The organism is Paraburkholderia sp. Cpub6 (genome assembly GCF_014201065.1).
Classification (GTDB): Bacteria; Pseudomonadota; Gammaproteobacteria; order Burkholderiales; family Burkholderiaceae; genus Paraburkholderia; species Paraburkholderia tuberum.
Map to the genome: position 1 here is coordinate 72,924 of NZ_JACHDM010000009.1, position 19,215 is coordinate 92,138.

The window sequence follows — 19,215 nt, forward strand, 5'->3', positions numbered from 1 at the left end:
CGCCGACCGAAAATGCCCCGGCTTTACGAGGGTCGCCGGGACAGGAGGGCCAAACCTTGATTAAAAAATTACTTGCTGATCGCGACGCGCACGCCTGACGAGACAGGACCGGATACCCCTGAACTACCGTGCTGCGTCGAATTTGCCAGTTGATTCACGAAGGAACCGACTTCCGGCCAATGATAGAATTTCATCCACACGACAGCCGCGATCAGCACGGACGCCATGGTCAGCGCGAACACTTTCCACGTGCGCCGTGATCGCGGTTTTTCGTCTTTCGCAGCAGCGAGTGCTGCGGCAATTGATGAAGACGGTTTGATCGTGCTCGTGAAGCGGATGTCGTTCACGAACACTTTCCCGGCTTCGAAACGGTTGTGCGGCGGAATTTGCGGCTGCTGCGCCGGTTTTGCTTCTTCATTGGCGCCAGATGCGCTCACGCGTTCAGCGCTCACGCGTGGCCGCTGCGGTTCGAAGTCCGCAGCTACAACCGCGAGCCGCACAGATACCCTGTCGAGAAAAACCTGCACATCTGGTTGCAGGTAGCCGAGCGCATCTATCGATCCTTCATTCAGATGGTCCGCAATCGTCGCAAGCTGCGACGCCAACAGCCCCGGCAATTCCGAAATATCGGCCTGCTCGATCAGCACGTGATGCTTGATTAATCCGCCGAGAATCGCGGCGCAAATGCATGTCAATGCGCACGTAGCCTGCGCCGGTACGCCAATTTGCGTGGCGACGTGATCACTCAGCACGCTCGCATCTCTGCCGGTCGCGAGAGCCACGAACGTGAAGCCCGCGTGTTCAAGCTCTTTCAGTTGACCGGTCGTATCGACCAGCTTTGCGCACTCGTCGTCAATGCGCGGGTTGATATCGCGCGACATCAACGCGCCGAATACCATGACAGTTTCCTCGCGCCCTTCCGATGATCGCGCAGCAAGCGCGGCAATCAGAATCGATCCGGCACGGCTGAAAACGTCCGCGATAGCGGGCGCAGGCAATCCGACTTTCATCGCGATTTTTTCACGAACGATATCGTCAACGCACGCACCCAGTGCGGCGGAAAGATTGATCCGTTTCAATGCAGGCTCCCCGTTGCGTTTTCCGTTTGCTCAACCTGCGTTTCGTGACTGAACGCAAGCACAGCAAGATCGCGCGTCAGCGCCTCGAAAACAGGCGTCCAGTCGCCGTATGTGGATTGCCGGTAAAGGCGCGTGTTTGCGTACCACGGACTATCCGTGCGGTCCGTCATCCAGACCCAATGCGGATTAACGTCGAGCAGGACCCACGTAGGCACGCCCAGGCCGCCCGCCAGATGCGCAATCGACGTGCACACAGTGATGACGAGATCGAGGCCGCTGACGACTGCTGCTGTGTCGTCAAACGATGACAATTCCGCAGCCGGATTTGCGACAGTCAGGCCCGCGCCGCGCAGATGCTGCACGACCGTTTCCGCGTCCATCTGCAGATTCACGAACGTGACATTGCTCATGCCTGCAAAGGCGCGTGCGTAATTCAGCGGATCGACCGAACGCAGTCCGTTGCGTTGATGCGTTTTGCTGCCGCTCCACGCGAGGCCAACCCGCAATTTCCGGTCGTTCGGCAGATACTTGCTCCACGTCTGGACCTTCTGCGGATCGGCTTTCAGATACGGTTCGTCGGGCAAATCGTTGAGCGTCACGCCGAGTAGAAAAGGCAGACTGCCCACGGGCAAATGAAAATCGAAATGCGGCAGCGGACGCTGATCGTGCGGAATGATTGTCGGCACTTCGTCACCGAGGCTGCGTGCAAAAAGCATTTGCAGACTGCTGAAACAGCAATAAACCAGCTTGCCGCCCTGCCGTTCCACGAATTCAGTGACAGCCGGGACAAAACGCACAAACTGCAGGGCATCGCCGTGCCCCTGCTCGCCCCAAACGAAAATCGTTTTACCCTTTAGCGCTTCGCCGTTCCAACGTGGCGCGGGGATATTCGGCACGACATCACGCAGTTCCGGCGAACCACTCCAGCGCGCCTCGTGATTTCGCCAGCCGTTTTCGTAGTCGCCGAGCAGCAATTGCAGCATGGCGATAGTCCAGATCAGCGAAGGATTTTCCGGATTGAAGCTCAGCGCCCGCTGCGCGATTTCGAGTGCGGCAGAGAACTGTTGCAACTCGCGCAGCACGTACGAATATGTCTGCAACGCGCTGACGAGATTCGGCGCGAGCGCGCATGCCCGTTCGGCTGCGACCAGGCTGTCATTGAGCTTGCCGGTTTTGAGCAGCACAGACGCAAGATTTGTCCACGCAAAGGCGTGATCCGCGTCTTCAGCAAGTGTCGCTTCGAAAAGGTGACGCGCCTCGTCGTACCGGTTCAATTCGAGGTAGGCAGCGCCGAGGTTGTTGCGCAGCATCGGCAATTTCGTGTTCAGGCTGAGGGCCTTCTGGTATGCCTCGAGCGCCTGCGCATGGCGTCGCGTCTGCTGATACGCGAGCCCGAGCCGAAACCAGTTCCCGGCATCGGCGCCGAAATGCTCACAAAGAATGATCGCGATATTGATGGCGTCATCGCCCCGCCCCATGCGCGATAAAGAATCGAACCAGTCGATGAGCCACACGTCGCCGCGTGCGCCGGTATTCCACGCGCGCTGAAACCATTCCTGCGCATCGGCATCGTTGCCGAACCTGATCGCCACGCGCGCACGTTCGACAAGCGCATCTACGTTGTCCGGTTTGATGCTGTGCGCCTTATCGAGCAGTTGCTGTGCTTGCACGAGCCGCCCACGCAGAATCATCAAGCGGCTGCACGCGATCAACACTATCGGCTCATCTGACTCCATCGCGCGCTGCGCATCGAGCAGTCGTGACGCGCCAATCAGATCGCTGCGCGTGATTTTACTTTCGACATCACCGAGCCATTTCATTTGCGCGTCCGTCACTTGCTTCCCCGTCACTTGTGTCAGCGTCATTTCGATGCGCTCCGGAAAGTCTGTTGCGGACGGATGGCCGATTTCTCCGCAAGCCGACCAATCAGCCCTGCAAAGGTGTCATCGTTCTTTTTGCCCTGCATCGCTTTGCGCATCGGTTCGCGCGCTTCGTCGTAAGACGGAACCACCGTAGCGCGTCGATCATTGAGGCGCGCAACGATAAAGCTGTCGCCGACGCGAACAGGCGTGCGCGTGAGTTCGCCGGTCTTCAACGTCGCGATAACATGCGCGAGCGGCACCGGCACACCTTGCGCGTGACCTTCTGTGATCGGAGTTTTGAAGCTGACCCATGCCGTTTGCGCAGCACTCGCCTGCGTGCGTGCAGCGACCTGATCAAACGAATCGCCGTTCTGAAGCAGCATCAACGCGAATCGTGCTGTCGGCTCATCGGCAAACACCATCTGGCTTACCTGATACTGATACGGCCCAAGTTCGCTGATGATTTCGTTATAGCGTTGGCGCACCTCGGCATCCGTGACCGGTTCAGCAGACAGATGCCGCGCAACGTACAGCCGATTTTCGGTATCGATTTTCGCTTTCTGCATTGCGGCGCGAACCGGTTCCGTGTTGCCCAAGCCTTCGCGCTCCGCTGCCTGACGCAGCAATTCACGCGCAACGAGCCCTTGCAGAATTTCCGGTCGCATCGTTTCGGGACGGCCTGTCATCGCTTCCTCTAATTCGACGCGATGGACGGCCACGCCGTTAACCGTCGCCACGGCATCATCAGAAGCTGCGAGCGCCGTCGGAACGTGAAGTCCAGCCGCGACGATTGCCAGAACCATCAAACCCGTCACGCGCGGAGTACGTACGTTTTGCATGTGTGTTTTCCTCATCTGTGTTTTTTTCACTTGTGGTTTTCTGGTTAGGCCGCGACTAGCGCCGCGAGCAATTCGTCGTAACGGGCAATAAGCGGTTCGTGCGTGGCAAGGAAAGGTTTGATCGCTGCGCGCTGACGGGCGCGATACGTTTCCCAATTGCCGTTATGGTTTTTGATCGCGTGCACAAGCTGCTGCGTACCTGCATCCAGATCGCTTTCCGGATAGAAGTACCCGATTTCCTTGCACAGATGCGCGTTATGCACGAGCGCATATCCGTTCCAGGCCGCATCGAAATAGAAATAGTTCAGCGCGAGGCCCCATTGATGCGACACGACGATATCCGTGTGCTCAGCCAGAAATTGCGGCGTATCATGACGGCCAACGAAGCTGACCTTGCTGTCGCGCACCAGGTCCAGGTAATGCGCGATGCCGATAAATTCAGGACATGAGCGCGCCAGATGTTCAGCGTTCGTCACGTGCACGTAGCCGAGTTTTTCGCCAACCTGCCGATATGCACTTTCTGCAATCAGCAGCGGATTCAGGCAGAACTTCAGCACGTCGATATTCGGTTCCATGATCGATATGCGTGCAGACCCCTTACCCGGCCTGTATTCGCCTGCGAACGGCATTTCTTTCGTACGCATGTTGAGGCACATCGAGTCCCACACGAAAGGCACAGGGACGACTTGATGACGCCGCAGCACGCCGAGAAAGCCTGCGCTTGTCTCCATCACCTGCGGAATCACCCAAACCTGGTCATAGTTCTGGTTGATGAAAACGTGATCGGTCAGACGCCGTCCGAAAATCATCGCCTCAGTCATCTGCACGCATTCAGGCCCGCAGCAGTAGCTAACGATCTTCGTACCACGTGCTTTGAGATAGGCCGTCTGCTCGTTGCCGATCTGGCCGCCCAGCTCGATCAATACATCGAGACTGTCTTTTGCATCCGCGAACGCACGTGTCGGGAAGCGGTTCAAATCCCACGGCAGCGCGGAAGTAACGGCCACGTTCGTTGTGTTGACCAGCGTTACCTCGTGACGCAGCGGTGAATGCTGAAACAGCTTCGCCAGATACAGCGCGTTCTGCTTGATGCCGTTGACCCACAGACTTTCAGCTTCGTGGTGAAGCCCAATCGTGATACCAATTCGTAATTTTCGATTCATACTTCCCTCCTGTTTTTTATAAGGTCAAACGGTTCAGGCAGTGACGACCGCCGCGATTGCCGCGCTGTACTGTTCGATATTTGCGGGCGCAAGCGGATCGAGCGTCGCGAGAAATGCCTGTGCTTTCGCCCTGTAGTCATCGAGGCTTGCGTCGTGAACGACGAACGCTTCACGCAGCGCGAGGGCTCCCCCTTCGCAATCGAAATCCCCGTACCGATAGCCGCAGCCGCCCAACAGATCCGAGTTGTGGATCAGCGGATAACCGCCGTGCAGCGCTTCGTAATAGACGTAGTTCTGTGTGTTCTCCCAAGTGTGCGAAACGATGGCGTCCGCTTGCTGCGTGAGAATTTCGTGGACCGGCAAACGCGGCTCGAATGTCGCGCGGCCCTGCGTGACGAGATCGAGGCTGCGAGCAAAACCGACGAACTGCGCATCATTTTTCAGATGCATCGTGTTGAAGAAACGCGCGTAGTCGATCAGGCCCGGTTGCTGCCGATGCGCAAGGTCTGCGAGTAGCATCGGAATATGCGACGTTTTCACCATGCAGATATTCGGTTCGAGCACGGCGAGCCGCCAATTCGACCGACCCGGCTTGTATCCGAACGCACCATTTGCCGCACGCTCAACAAGCGCAGGGCTCCACAGGTGTTGCATCGCCTTCACTGGCGCACGCAGTGCCGTTTCGTAATAGCTCGCGCAGGTTTTTTCGAACGCAGGCAACGTCCAGATTGCACTGTAGGGCGTGCCTGACACGAGCATTCCATGTGGCAAACCGAACATCATTCGCTCTATGTCGATCACGTAATCATTTGCTACACGCATGCCGATGACATGACGACCTTTCTCGCAAAAACTGCGCGCCCAATCCGGATTAAGCTGCGCACTCAGCTCGACAATCACGTCGAGCTTTTCTCGCGCCGTATCGAGGTCGATCACGGGCACGGGTGCGAATTCGAGAAATTGCGCTGCTGCTGCCGGATCGCCGTCGCCGCCGTTGACCAGGTACGCGGCTTCGACGTTGGGCGAATGCTTGAGCAGCATCGCCAGGAAATAGCAGTTCTGAAAAATGCCGTTTTCCCAAATGGACTGCTGGCCTTGACGCAGATAAATGGTCACGCCGACCTTTAGCTTTTTCATACTGCCACCCCCGCCTTTCTGGCAGTCAGGGCGAGCAGCAGCCGCGCGTACGCTGAAGCGTTGGGCGGTGCATGTGGTGACAGCGACGCGAGGAAGCTGCGCGAACGCTGCAAGTAATATTTGTGGTGCGCGTCGTGTGAGCGGGCGCGAAGAAGCTGCGCCGCGCCGGCTTCGATGTCTGAATCCGGATAGTAGTAGCCGTATCTTTCGAGCCACGGCGAATTGTGGATAAGCGGATACCCACCGTACAGCGCATCGAGGTACAAAATGTTCTGGTCGTTCTGCCATTGATGCGCGACCACGGCATCGGCGTGCTGACTCATGAAACCGGCAAAATCGTGCCGCCCATCGAGCCGCACACGCTCCTGCCGGTTCAAATCCATCGAGCCGAGCAGAAAGGAGAACGACGGATGATCCTGCATCTGCACGCTGTTCAAGACGTGCAGGGATTTGACGGCATCCGGTTCCGCGCGGAAGGCTGCTTCAGCGATCAACATTGGAATCACGCAGCATTTGACGACTGAAATGTTCGGCTCAAACACGGCCACGCTCAGACTGCGACGTATCGGCTCGCCAAGGGCTGGCCGCGATTCGTAGCCGAACTTGAGTCCGGCTTTTTCGACAGCCGTGATTCGCTGCTCGATAAATGTGCTGTCCCACAGAAACGGCACTTCGACAACCGGACAGCGATGCAGCGTGCGCATCATCGGAATCAACGCACGATCCTTGCCGAGAATCCAGATTTCATCGCAACGTGTGGCGCGCGAGAAATAGCCGTCACGTTTGAAAACGCTTGGTTCGATCAGGCCCACATACGGCTGACCGCAGCAGAAAAAGACGATTTTCGAACCGCGCGCGCGAGCGTAGTCGAGCCATTCGACATCGAGGCCCCCGCCCATTTCGAAAATCAAATCCGGCAGTTCGGCCAGCTCACGCGTGGCGACGAGCGGCACGCCATTTGCAAGTGCTTCGGCTTCTGGCGGCAAACACGGCTGATCGCCGCAGTTCAGAAGCACAATATCTGTCACAAAAGGCAACTCCCGCAGCAGTTGCACAAAGTAAAAGATGTTCTGCCCTAACCCGTTTTCCCATATGCTCTGCCCCGCGTGCGTGAGCACAGAAATCCCGATCTTCATTTCCCGTTTTCCCTCTTTTTAGTCTGTTGGTCCTTCCGCGCTAAAGCGTGCTCATTTCTTTTTATGCGCGAGCGTCGTTGTTCACTCGAGCGCTCACGCGAACAGCGCTTTGCGGTAGTACCTGTGCAGCAATTCTCTATTCGAGCGTGATATCGACCCGCCTATTTTTCGCGCGACCCGCCGCTGTTGCATTGCTTGCGACCGGACTGCTTTCGCCGTAGCCGTGCACGTTGAATTTCTCCGCGCGCAGCCCGTGATCACGCAGATATTTCGCCACCGACTGCGCACGCCGTTCGGACAGGTCCTGGTTGTGTTCAACGGAGCCAGTCGAATCGGTGTAGCCGTTAATCGTGATCGCCCGGAAAGTCGTCCCGTTCGCAGCTTCGACTAGCACGTCAAGCTTTTCGCGCGCCTCTGCTTTCAGCGTCGATTTATCCGTGTCGAAATTCGCGTCACTGTCGAGCGTGATGCGTTTCGGTGGCGCAGCCGGTACAACAACAGGCGCAGGAATCGGCGCAGGCTTCGCTACAACGGGCTGCGCAGGTTGCGGCGGTGTAGCGCATTGGAAAGTGAGAATGCGCACGTCACGCGGGTTTTGATCATCGCCCAGGGGCGCAACCTGCTCGAAGGGCTGCATCTGCTTTTTGCCGCAGATTTCTTTCGCCTGCGAAAAGCACGCGTCCTGACCTTCGAAAAGGCCGTGACAATCAACGCGGTACGCCTGTTGACCATTCGGCATGCTGACCCGATAGGCATTCCAGGTGGGACCTTGCGACGAACACGCCGCGAGCAACACGGCTGCAAAAGCACCAAGCAGAATTTTTGCTGACATTTTTTCCTCGTTTTTGATCGGCTTTTTCTGCGCGGGACAGATGTTGTGAAATCCATCCCGCGCACTCATCAACGCATCAACCAGGAGTTACCACTGATACGACGCGCCTACGCCATACGAACTACCGGCGCTGCTGATGCCCACACCGGCCCGAACCTTCAGGTTGCTCGTAATGCGTGCGGTGAAGCCGATTGCGGTTGCACCGTAGCCCTGATAGCTCGCCCCGCCAATTCCGACCGAAAGCGTCTTGCCTTGATCGACATCCGGAATCATCGTGAGAGCCGTAGCCGCAGCAACGCCGCCGTATGCCTTGCGGGCAACGGAATTGATGCTGTTGTTCAGGCTGTTCTGCACGCCTTGCAGTTGGGACATGTTCACGCCATCAGTCGGGTTGATACCCGGCGCGACGTTCGTCAGGCGACGTTCGTTACCAGCCGAACCGAGGGAAACGGTGTTGTCCTCATCCGCAACCGAATCCTTGCCAAGCGAAACGGAATTGCGCCCGCTCGCGATGGCACCCGCACCAACCGCAGTTGCGTTATCTCCGGATGCAGTCGAACCGACGCCCATAGCGCTCGAATTCGCGCCGGTGGCATTCGCGCTGTAGCCGAGCGCCGTCGCGGCGTTTCCGGCAGCATTTGCCTTGTTGCCATAAGCCGAAGAATTCGTACCCCCGGCAGTCGCGTTCACGCCAACAGCGATAGCATTTGTGCCTGTTGCACCATCGTTGTTGTAGTTCCCGCCTTGCACACCGTCATCGTTGATGCTCACGTAGTGCGACGGTTTCAGGGTCGAAATCACCGTGGACAGCGAAGACACATTGCTGTTCGTCGTGGACAGGCCGGTCGAAAGCGAATTGACGCTGCTCGTCACAGTCGAAAGACCCGTCGAAGTCGAACTGCTCAACGACGACAAACCGGTACTCGTGGACGTGCTAAGCGACGACACGCCAGTCGAAAGCGAACTCGTTGCCGTAGACAGCGAACTCGTTGCAGTCGATGTCGAAGTCGAAAGCGAATCCACGTTGCTCGTGACCGTCGAAAGTCCGGTGCTCAAGCTCGAAATACCTGTCGAAGTCGAAGTGGACAGCGACGAAATGCCGGTACTCAAGCTCGAAATTCCGGTGCTCGTGGACGTGCTCAACGACGAAATTGCAGTCGAAGTCGAAGTCGAGAGCGACGAAACACCCGTGCTCAAGCTGCTGATGCCCGTCGAAGTCGAAGTGCTCAACGAATCAATTCCGCTCGTCACGGTGCTGAGGCCCGTCGAAAGCGAACTCAGGCCGGTTGACAAAGAGCCGATGCCGGTTGACGTGGACGTACTGAGCGAATCGACGCTGCTTGTCACGGTCGAAAGCCCCGTCGAAGTCGAAGTCGAAAGCGAATCAACGCTGCTCGTGACAGTAGACAGGCCCGTACTGAGGCTACTAATCCCTGTCGATGTCGAAGTCGAGAGCGACGAAACGCCCGTGCTCAAACTCGAAATGCCAGTGCTCAGGCTCGATACAGCCGTCGAAGTCGAAGTGCTCAACGACGAAATACCGGTGCTGAGACTGCTAATTCCGGTCGAAGTCGAAGTAGACAGCGACGAAACGCCGGTGCTCAAACTGGACACAGCCGTCGAAGTCGATGTCGAGAGCGAATCGACGTTGCTAACAACGGTAGACAGGCCCGTGCTGAGGCTCGAAATTCCGGTGCTAGTCGAAGTGCTCAACGACGACACGCCGGTGCTCAGGCTGCTGATGCCGCTTGACGTGGAAGTGCTCAACGAATCGACGCTGCTCGTCACAGTTGAAAGACCGGTGCTCAGTGACGAAACGCCGGTGCTGAGCGAACTCAGACCCGTGGAAGTCGAAGTGCTCAGCGACGACATGCCGGTCGAAGTCGAAGTCGAGAGCGAACCGATTGCCGTGCTCGTGGACGTGCTGAGGGAATCGACGTTGCTGACGACCGTCGAAAGGCCCGTGCTCAACGAACTGAGGCCCGTACTCGTGGACGTGCTCAACGACGAAAGTCCCGTGCTCGTGGATGTCGAGAGCGACGACAAGCCTGTCGAAGTCGAAGTGCTCAACGAATTTACGTCACTGACGACTGTCGAAAGACCGGTGCTCAAACTGGACAAGCCCGTCGAAGTCGAGGTGGACAGCCACGATACGCCCGTGCTCAGGCTCGATACAGCCGTCGATGTGCTTGTCGAGAGCGAAATTATTCCCGTGCTCGTGGACGTGCTCAGCGAATCAATCGCCTGGTTCGTTTGATAAAGCTGCGAACCATTGATTGCATCCGTGCTGTTCGCGTTGATTTGACCCGCCGCGACGTTCGTGATTTGACGTTCCGAACCCGGCGCACCAACACTCACTACGCCGACAGGATTTGCACCGGCGAACTGATACGTTGCGCCGCCGATAACTGCGCTCGGAGTCGGATGCGAAACGTCGGTAATCGAGCCTGCGCCAAGTGCAACCGAATTATCGTTTGCAGCATTTGCGCCGTCGCCGATCGCAACGCCCCTTGCGCCCGCTGCTGTGGCGTTCGTACCTGCCGCAATTGCGTTCAGACCTGTCGCGCCATCGTTCGCGTAGTTGCCTTGCTGCACGCCGTTATCGTTGACGCTGTAGTAATGCGTCTTTGCGGCTTCGATTGCAGTCGAAGTCGATGTGGACAAGGAACTGATGCCCGTCGATGCAGACGTGCTCAACGACGACACGCCGGTACTCAACGAACCGACACTGCTTGTCACAGTGCTGAGCCCCGTCGAAGTCGAACTGCTCAACGAAGAAATGTCGCTGACCGCAGTCGAAAGACCCGTCGATAACGAACTTACGCCTGTCGAAAGCGAACTTGCGACAGTCGAGGCCGAAGTCGAGAGCGACGAAATTCCCGTCGATGCCGACGTGCTCAACGATGACATACCGGTCGACAGGGAACTTACGCCCGTGCTCAACGAACCGATATTGCTCGTCACAGTGCTGAGGCCCGTCGATGCGCTCGTGCTGAGCGAATCAACGCTGCTCGTGACCGTAGACAGACCGGTCGAAGCAGACGTGCTGAGCGACGACAGGCCGGTGCTTGCCGAAGTGGAGAGCGAAGCCACATTGCTATCCGTTGTCGAAAGGCCCGTGCTGAGGCTCGAAATCCCGGCGCTAGTCGAAGTGCTCAACGACGTGACGTTGCTCGTGACCGTCGAAAGACCCGTCGATGCCGATGTGCTCAGCGACGAAATGCCCGTGCTCAACGAACCGATGCCGCTCGTTACCGTGGACAAACCGGTACTCGTGGAAGTCGAAAGCGACGAAATACCCGTGCTCAGCGAAGAAACCGCAGTGCTCGTGGACGTGCTGACCGCATCGATTGCCGTGTTCGTCGCGTACAGTTGCGAACCATTAATTGCGTCCGTGCTGTTTTGCGTGACCTGGCCTGCCGCAACGCTGGTAATCTGACGTTCCGCATTCGGAGCGCCGACGCTAACGACACTCGAAGGATTTGCACCTGCATATTGATACGTTGCACCGCCGACCGTACCGCTTGCAGTCGGATGCGAAACGTCAGTGATGGAACCCGAACCCAAAGCTACATCGCCGGTATTTTTCGCAACAGCGCCCGAACCAACGGCCACAGAGTTTGCGCCCGTCGCATTCGCCGAATTTCCGACTGCAACGCCTGCTGCACCAGCTGCGGTTGCGCCCACGCCTGCCGCGAGCGCATTGATGCCTGTCGCGCCATCATTTGCGTAATTCGCGCCCTGGACGCCGTTGTCGTTGACGCTGTAATAGTGCGTCTTGCTTGCCGAAATCGCTGTAGACAGCGAACTCGTCGCACTGGACAGGCCGGTCGAAAGCGAACCGATTCCGCTCGTGACGGTAGACAGGCCCGTCGAAGTCGATGCCGACACGGAACCGATGCCGCTCGTGATCGTGGACAGGCTGGCCGAAGTTGCAGTGCTCAGTGACGACAGGCCGGTCGAAGCCGAAGTGCTCAAACTCGAAACGCCGGTACTGAGCGACGACACGCCAGTCGAAAGTGAGCTTACGCTTGTGCTCAACGAGGCCACGTTGCTCGCGACCGTCGAAAGACCAGTACTTGTCGAAGCGCTCAACGAAGAAATACCGGTGCTTGCGGAAGTCGAGAGCGAGGACACGCCGGTCGAAAGGGACGACACGCCAGTGCTCAACGAAGAAACACCCGTCGAAAGCGACGACACGCTAGTGCTGAGGCTAGAAATTCCCGTTGAAGCGGAAGTGCTCAGACTCGATACACCTGTGCTCAACGACGAAATTCCCGTCGATGCGGAAGTGCTGAGCGACGACAAACCGGTCGAGAGCGAGGAAACGCCAGTGCTCAACGAGGAAACGCCGGTCGAGAGTGAAGATACGCCCGTGCTCAACGAGGAAACGCCCGTGCTGAGGCTCGAAATGCCGGTCGATGTGGAGGTCGAGAGCGCATCAACAGCGAGATTAGTTGCATTCAGTTGCGAGCCGTTAATCGCGTCTGTGCTGCTCGCATTTACCTCCCCTGCTGCAACGTTTGCGATCTGACGCTCCAGGTCCTTCGTGCCGACGCTTACAACACCTGTGGGGTTCGCGCCTGCATATTGGTACGTATTGCCACCGACCGTACCGCTCGAAGTCGCAACGGCATTTTTCGTCAAAGCTCCGTTGCCGAGCGCGACAGAATTTGCAGTCGATGCTGTTGCGCCATTTCCGATAGCGATTGAATTTTGCGTTTTCGCCTGCGCGTTGCCGCCAAACGCCATTGCGCCATCGGTCGAAGCAACCGCGCCGCTGCCGACTGCAACCGAATTGTTTCCGGATGTGATTGCACCGTTACCAATAGCTGCGTCACCGTCACCGGATGCCGTTGCGCCGTGTCCCAAGGCAGTCGAATCGTTACTGCTCGAAACCGAATTCTGACCGACTGCTACACCGCCGACACCGTTTGCCTGTGCACTGTTTCCGACTGCAACTGCGCCATCACCAAGCGCGCTCGTGTTGTAGCCGATTGCAGCCGATGCATTTCCTTGCGCATTGGCATTTACGCCCGCAGCGATCGCATTTACGCCGCTTGCGCCGTCATTGTTGTAATTCCCTTGCTGCACGCCGTTATCGTTGACGCTGTAGTAATGCGTTTTGCTTGCGAAAATTGCGGTCGAAAGAGAACTCGTTGCACTAGACAGGCCGGTCGAAAGCGAACTGAGCCCCGTGCTTGCGGAAGTCGAGAGCGAGGAAAGTCCCGTGCTGAGGGACGATGCGCCCGTGCTCAACGAACTAATGTTGCTGACGGCACCGGACAAGCCGGTAGACAGCGAGCTATTCGCCGTCGATGTGGACGTGCTCAAAGAGCTAAGGCCGGTCGATGCCGATGTGCTCAACGACGATACGCCCGTCGAGAGCGATGCCACATTGCTTACGACCGTCGAAACCGAATTCGACAAAGAACTGATACCGGTCGAAGCCGAAGTCGAAAGGCTCGATACGCCCGTGGAAAGTGAACTCACGCCCGTGGACAGACTGGAAATCCCCGTCGATGCGCTCGTGCTCAACGACGACACGCCAGTAGACAACGAGCCGACGTTACTTGCGACCGTGGACAGCGAATTCGACAAGGACGAAATTCCGGTCGAAGCCGAAGTGCTGAGCGACGACACGCCGGTACTCAGCGATGAGACTCCGGTTGAAAGTGACGAAGCGACCGTGCTCAACGATGAAACGCCAGTGCTCAGCGAAGAAATGCTAGTCGAAGTGCTTGTCGAAACGGAATCAAGCGCGAGATTCGTCGCATTAAGCTGCGAACCATTTACGGCATCCGTGCTGTCCGTATCGAGTCGCCCTGCCGCAACGTTCGTGATTTGACGCTCAGCATTTTTTGCGCCGACACTTACGACACTCGTCGGAGCCGCACCGGCGAAGTCATAGGACTTTCCGCCGATGGTTGCATTCGGAGTCGGATTTGCAGCAGCCGTGCTCGAACCGCTGCCAAGTGCAACGTCCCCTGCATTTGTTGCGACAGCAGACGAACCGAGGGCAATCCCGCCGTCCGCCGCCGCAGTCGAAGTGCTGCCGAGGGCAAGTGAGCCGGTTCCGGTCGCGCTGTTCGAATTACCGAGTGCGACTGCGCCTGTTCCATTCGCTGTATTGTTTGCGCCAATCCCCACCGCGCCCGTACCTGAAACCGAACCCGGATCGCCGATTGCAACTGCACCATCGCCGCTTGCAGTTTGCTGATTTCCGATTGCGACCGCACTACCGTTGAGCGCCTGCGATTTATAACCCATCGCAACGGAACCATGACCGGCAGTCGCTGCGACCGTGTTGCTATCGCCGACTGCCACACTCGAATCCGCCAGCGCCTGCGAGTTGTAGCCGACCGCCGTTGCATTTGCACCGCCTGCCGATGCAGCGACACCTGCGGCAATTGCATTTACGCCGGTTGCGCCCTTGTTGTCGTAATTCGAACCTTGCGTGCCGCCGTCGTTCACGCTGTAGTAGTGCGTTTTATTTGCATCGACAACGGTGCTCAGCGACGACACGTTACTGTTCGTCGTTGAAAGACCCGTGGACAAAGAACCGATGCCCGTCGATGCTGAAGTGCTCAACGAATCCAGCCCGCTCACGACAGTCGAAATCGAGCCCGACAATTGCGACGCGCCGGTACTGAGCGACGAAATTCCGGTCGAAGCTGATGTGCTGAGCGACGACAGGCCGGTTGAGAGCGAACTCACGCCGGTTGAAAGTGACGACACGCTGGTCGATAAAAAACTCACGCCCGTCGAGAGCGAGCTTGCGACGGTCGATGCGGAAGCCGAAAGGCTCGTGACGTTGCTGTTCGTTGTCGAAAGACCTGTACTGAGCGACGACACGCCCGTCGAAAGTGACGATACGCCCGTGCTCAGGCTGCTAATGCCCGTCGATGCAGACGTGCCGAGCGAATCAACAGCTTGATTCGTTGCGTTCAATTGCGAACCGTTCACGGCATCCGTGCTGTCTGCGGTAAGCCGCCCCGCTGCAACATTCGTGATCTGACGTTCGTTGTCTTTGCTGCCGACGCTCACAACGCTTGCCGGTTTTGCGCCTGCGAAGTCGTACGATTTTCCGCCGATAGTCGCGCTCGGAGTCGGATTCGCTGCGGCAGTGACCGAGCCGGAACCGAGGGCGACATCGCCGTCATTTGTCGCAACTGCTCTTGCGCCGACTGCGACAGAATTCGCGCCCGTACTATTTGCTGTGTCGCCCAACGCTACACCGCTCGCGCCTGCTGCTGTAGCGCTCGTGCCGATAGCAATTGCATTTACGCCCGTTGCACCGTCATTCGCGTAATTGCCTTGCTGCGTGCCGTTGTCGTTGATGCTGACGTAGTGTGATTTGCTCGCGGAAACGATGGTGCTGAGCGACGACACATTACTGTTTGTCGTTGACAAGCCAGTCGAAAGCGAACCGATGCCGCTCGTCACAGTAGATAAGCCCGTCGAAGTGGACGCGCTCAAAGAGCTAAGGCCGGTGCTTGCCGAAGTCGAAAGACTCGAAATTCCCGTGCTCGCGGAAGTGCTCAACGAAGAAAGACCCGTGCTCAACGACGACACGCCAGTCGATAAAGAACTCACGACGGTGCTGAGGCTCGAAATTCCGGTCGAGGTGCTTGTCGAAAGCGATTCAACAGCCTGGTTCGTCGCGTCAAGCTGCGAACCGTTGACGGCATCCGTCGAATTTGCGTTCAGTTGTCCAGCTGCGACATTCGTAATTTGTCGTTCAGCGTCTTTATCGCCAACGCTGACGACGCTTTTCGGGGCAGCGCCCGCAAAGCTGTACGATTTTCCGCCGATAGTTGCGCTCGAAGTCGGATTCGCTGCCGCAGTTACTGAGCCCGAACCCAAAGCCACATCGCCCGGATTTATTGCCGTCGCCTTCTGACCAATCGCGACCGAATTTGCTGCTGCGCCGTTCGCTGCATCACCGAGAGCCACCGCGCTTGCGCCCGCTGCCGTGGTATTTGTACCTATGGCAATTGCATTTACGCCGCTTGCGCCGTCGTTCGCGTAATTGCCTTGCTGCGTGCCGTTATCGTTGATGCTGATGTAGTGCGTGCGCGTCGTGGACACGACCGTGCTGAGCGACGACACATTGCTGTTTGTCGTGGACAGGCCGGTCGAAAGAGAGCCTACGCCGCTCGCGACCGTAGACAAACCGGTTGATGCAGAAGTGCTGAGCGAACTAAGACCCGTGAACAGACTAGATACGCCTGTGCTGAGCGACGATACGCCGGTCGATAAAGAACTGACGGCAGTCGATGCCGAAGTCGAGAGCGAACCGACGTTACTATCAGTTGTCGAAAGCGCGGTGCTCAATGAGGAAATGCCCGTGCTTGCGGAAGTCGAGAGCGACGACACGCCTGTGCTCAGACTCGACACAGCAGTCGATGTAGAAGTCGCAAGGGTATCGATTGCCGAATTGGTTGCGAAAAGCTGCGAGCCGTTGATTGCATCGGTGCTCGCGCCTGTAACGCGACCTGCGGCCACATTCGTGACTTGCCGTTCTGCGCCTGTCTTGCCCACGCTCACGACGCTCGTCGGAGCGCCCCCGGCATACGTATAGCTCTTGCCGCCAATCGTGCCGCTAGGCGTTGGATTTGCCGCAGCCGTAATCGAACCGGTTCCTAATGCGAGACTGTTTGCGTTTGCAGCCGTTGCGCCGTTACCGAGTGCCATTGCACCAGCAGCCGAAGCAACTGCGGCCCCGCCGATTGCAGCCGAATTTCCGCCGACAGCCGATGCGCCACTTCCAAGCGCAAGATCGTTGATGATCGTTGTGCTGCCTGCCACGCCCGCCACCGCGTTCGTGCCTGCCGCAAAAGAATCCGTGCCGTTCGCTTTGGTTCCTGATCCAATAGTCACGGCTCGCAAACCAGACGCAATCGCCGATACGCCGACCGCCGTTGCGTTCGTATTCGACGCCGTTGAATTCATACCAACGACTGTCGCATTCACCCCGGACGCCAGCGCACCGTTACCAACCACGAGCGAATTCGTATTGTTACTGATCGAGGATGTACCGACTGCCATCGAGCCGGTGCCACTTGCCGTCGCTAAAGAACCGATGCCTACGTTATTTGCCGCAGAAGCGGTTGCACCGACACCGATTGCGGTAGCACTTGTTCCGCTTGCGGTTGACGTTGCACCGAGCGCCATACTTGATGCGGCATTAGCCAGTGCGTTCATACCGAACGCAGTCGAATTTGTTCCGTCTGCTTCGGCTGAATAGCCGACCGCCATAGCTTGTGGGCCGGTAGCCGTTGCTTGACGCCCAAGCGCAACCGCGTTTGCGCCTGTCACTAATGTCTGCGCGCCGATAGCCATGCCGTAGAGGCTCGTCACTCTCGATGTCACGCCGATAGCCACGCTCGCGTCGCCGCCTGCGCTTGAACCGGGAGCAAAAGCGAGCGAATTATCACCCGAGGCAGTCGAAGTTGCGCCAATAGCAGTAGCAGCAGCGCCTATGGCGTTCGCACCAATCCCAATCGCCGCACTAGACGCTCCGCTTGACCGCGCGTTGGGACCGAATGCAACCGAATTCAAACCAGTTGCTCGCGCGGCAGTACCGAAAGCCGAGGCACCTTGCACAGAAGCTGTCGCATTAGTACCCACCACTGTCGAATTTGGTCCCGCTGAAATCGCATCGCCGCCGATAGCAATCGTTCCGGAAGATCCCGCAGTCGCGCCACAGCCAATCGCAATGTCTTTCAATGTACCGGCCACCGTTGACTCCGTACACGCCGGAGCACCACCGGGAATATTCACTGACTGTGCATACGCCACATCCGGCGCGCTGAAGCCCGCGACGACCGCGACTGCTGCCATCGCCATCATCGTAAGTTGTGGAACGTGTTCGCTGAACCACGGACCAATTTCCGCCGCACTCAAAACGCCGCCTGCAACCTTCCCCTTCCCGTGCGCGGTATCCAATTCAGACACCGCGACGAAAGCCCCTAACGAGTCATTCCAGATCGTTCGATAACTTACGTTCATTTTCAGCCCGCCTTTCTCAAAGGTTTTTCTTTAAACATCGTCGAACACACGCACATCCGCTGCACAGGGGGCATCCCTCGCCAACGCGATTAGTAGTCGTATTTGTTAAATCGAAAACTACAATTGCAAATTACTGGCAACCCAATTCAGGGCGTCAGGTGCCTTGACGAAATGACCCTGAACCCATTTCGTCGTGCACTCGTGGACGTGCAGTAAATCCATCGGCTCATCAACGCCCTGGATCACTACATCGTCGGCCTGCTCTGCTGCGAGGCGTACCAATCGCGCGAGGCGTCCAACGTGTTTTTCGCCGTGGCGGGCAGCGGCGACGAAGGACGCATCGATCTTGACGATGTCAGGCGTACGGATGCCGATAGCGGTTTCGATTCCGAAGTTGTCTATCGCGATCCTGCAACCGGCCTGCTTGAGGCGATATGCGAAATGCTGTGCGTTGTCGTGGGCGTCGAACCAGGCGGGCTCCGGAAATTCGATCACCAGCCGTTGCGCCACTTCGGGCGCTTCTTCGAGCAGATGAAAAATCGCATTCCACACGACATCTGCGACCGCGCTCTGAACGGAAATGTTGATGCCGAGCCTCAGAGTGGCAGAACCGCGCAAGGCCGCGATGGCTTGTTTGACGACGTACCGGTCGAACAGACGGATGAGCGACATGCGCTCAAGCGCCGGCATGAAAAGAGCCGGATTCAATTCGTTGCCGCGTGCATCAGTCGCTGCCGCGGAACACTCGTGATAGAGCACGTTTTCGCTGCCTGTGACGTTACACACCGGTTCACGGTGCAACTTCACACGCGAGTCGATCATCGCGCTAAACACTTTTCCCGCCAAACCCTTGTCGTCCATCTTCTTCTCCGGACCGGTCAATTCCGTACTTCTTTTTTGAGCGGACAGCACTCGAACCACAGGTTTAAGTGTTAAAAATTCTGATTCTTTTTCGGGCGAACCCCGCACGCACAGATCGCCCCGATCTATCGGTCACGGTCGTCGACTTCAATTTGCGAAACACTGTCGACCCTTCGTCTCGAGGCGGTCAAAAAGGAACCTTTGTGCCAAATTGCTAAAAAAGTTCTTCCAGCTTCCATACGGCCGCGTCAGGTAAGCCCTACTGGCACGTCAGGCGAGGATTACAAGCAGT

Annotated in this window: 11 protein-coding genes and 2 pseudogenes; 2 read left to right on the top strand and 11 right to left on the bottom strand. The window is 57.5% G+C overall.

What is annotated here, in order from left to right:
- Positions 1 to 68: 68 nt before the first annotated feature.
- The 8 genes from HDG33_RS37360 to HDG33_RS37365 all read right to left on the bottom strand — a co-directional run bounded on the left by HDG33_RS37360 (position 69) and on the right by HDG33_RS37365 (position 8,867).
- Positions 69 to 647 carry a hypothetical protein gene (locus HDG33_RS37360; protein ID WP_260330461.1) on the bottom strand — a complete coding sequence of 193 codons (579 nt, stop codon included), beginning with the start codon at positions 645 to 647 and terminating at the stop codon, positions 69 to 71.
- Positions 648 to 1,075: 428 nt separating this feature from the next.
- The gene (locus tag HDG33_RS17555; RefSeq protein WP_260330462.1) at positions 1,076 to 2,944 is read right to left on the bottom strand and encodes a tetratricopeptide repeat protein; all 1,869 of its coding nucleotides are present in this window, start codon (positions 2,942 to 2,944) and stop codon (positions 1,076 to 1,078) included.
- The gene (locus HDG33_RS17560) at positions 2,941 to 3,810 is read right to left on the bottom strand and encodes a peptidyl-prolyl cis-trans isomerase (protein ID WP_311548333.1); all 870 of its coding nucleotides are present in this window, start codon (positions 3,808 to 3,810) and stop codon (positions 2,941 to 2,943) included. Before HDG33_RS17560 ends, HDG33_RS17555 begins: the two co-directional genes overlap by 4 nt.
- A gap of 14 nt (positions 3,811 to 3,824) precedes the next feature.
- Positions 3,825 to 4,943, bottom strand: a complete 1,119-nt coding sequence (locus tag HDG33_RS17565; RefSeq protein ID WP_184031394.1) for a DUF2827 domain-containing protein — start codon at positions 4,941 to 4,943, stop codon at positions 3,825 to 3,827.
- 33 nt (positions 4,944 to 4,976) lie between these two features.
- Positions 4,977 to 6,080: a DUF2827 domain-containing protein gene (locus HDG33_RS17570; RefSeq protein ID WP_184031396.1), complete on the bottom strand. Its 1,104-nt coding sequence runs from the start codon at positions 6,078 to 6,080 to the stop codon at positions 4,977 to 4,979.
- Positions 6,077 to 7,216 (bottom strand): DUF2827 family protein, encoded by a 1,140-nt coding sequence (locus tag HDG33_RS17575; RefSeq protein ID WP_184031398.1) that lies wholly within the window; start codon positions 7,214 to 7,216, stop codon positions 6,077 to 6,079. The genes HDG33_RS17570 and HDG33_RS17575 overlap by 4 nt, the downstream gene beginning before the upstream one ends.
- A 136-nt stretch (positions 7,217 to 7,352) precedes the next feature.
- The gene (locus HDG33_RS17580) at positions 7,353 to 8,117 is read right to left on the bottom strand and encodes an OmpA family protein (protein ID WP_311548334.1); all 765 of its coding nucleotides are present in this window, start codon (positions 8,115 to 8,117) and stop codon (positions 7,353 to 7,355) included.
- An 18-nt stretch (positions 8,118 to 8,135) separates the two neighbouring features.
- On the bottom strand, positions 8,136 to 8,867 hold the full coding sequence (locus HDG33_RS37365; RefSeq protein WP_311548335.1) for a YadA-like family protein: 732 nt from the start codon (positions 8,865 to 8,867) through the stop codon (positions 8,136 to 8,138).
- Between HDG33_RS37365 and HDG33_RS17590 the strand changes: the two genes are divergently transcribed.
- A complete protein-coding gene (locus HDG33_RS17590; RefSeq protein ID WP_184031404.1) occupies positions 8,851 to 10,305 on the top strand; it encodes a hypothetical protein in 1,455 nt (484 codons plus the stop codon). The two genes, HDG33_RS37365 and HDG33_RS17590, sit on opposite strands and share 17 nt — an antisense overlap.
- Here the strand turns inward: HDG33_RS17590 and HDG33_RS38245 are convergent.
- Positions 10,305 to 14,657 (bottom strand): annotated as a pseudogene (locus HDG33_RS38245) (beta strand repeat-containing protein); the annotation flags it as partial. The gene HDG33_RS17590 and the pseudogene HDG33_RS38245 overlap by 1 nt on opposite strands.
- Between HDG33_RS38245 and HDG33_RS17620 the strand changes: the two are divergent.
- Positions 14,557 to 14,985, top strand: a complete 429-nt coding sequence (locus tag HDG33_RS17620) for a hypothetical protein (protein WP_184031410.1) — start codon at positions 14,557 to 14,559, stop codon at positions 14,983 to 14,985. The pseudogene HDG33_RS38245 and the gene HDG33_RS17620 sit on opposite strands and share 101 nt — an antisense overlap.
- A 5-nt stretch (positions 14,986 to 14,990) precedes the next feature.
- Here the strand turns inward: HDG33_RS17620 and HDG33_RS38250 are convergent.
- Positions 14,991 to 18,062, bottom strand: a pseudogene (locus HDG33_RS38250) (ESPR-type extended signal peptide-containing protein); the annotation flags it as partial.
- Positions 18,063 to 18,179: 117 nt separating this feature from the next.
- Positions 18,180 to 18,923 carry an EAL domain-containing protein gene (locus HDG33_RS17640; RefSeq protein ID WP_184031416.1) on the bottom strand — a complete coding sequence of 248 codons (744 nt, stop codon included), beginning with the start codon at positions 18,921 to 18,923 and terminating at the stop codon, positions 18,180 to 18,182.
- Positions 18,924 to 19,215: the final 292 nt, after the last annotated feature.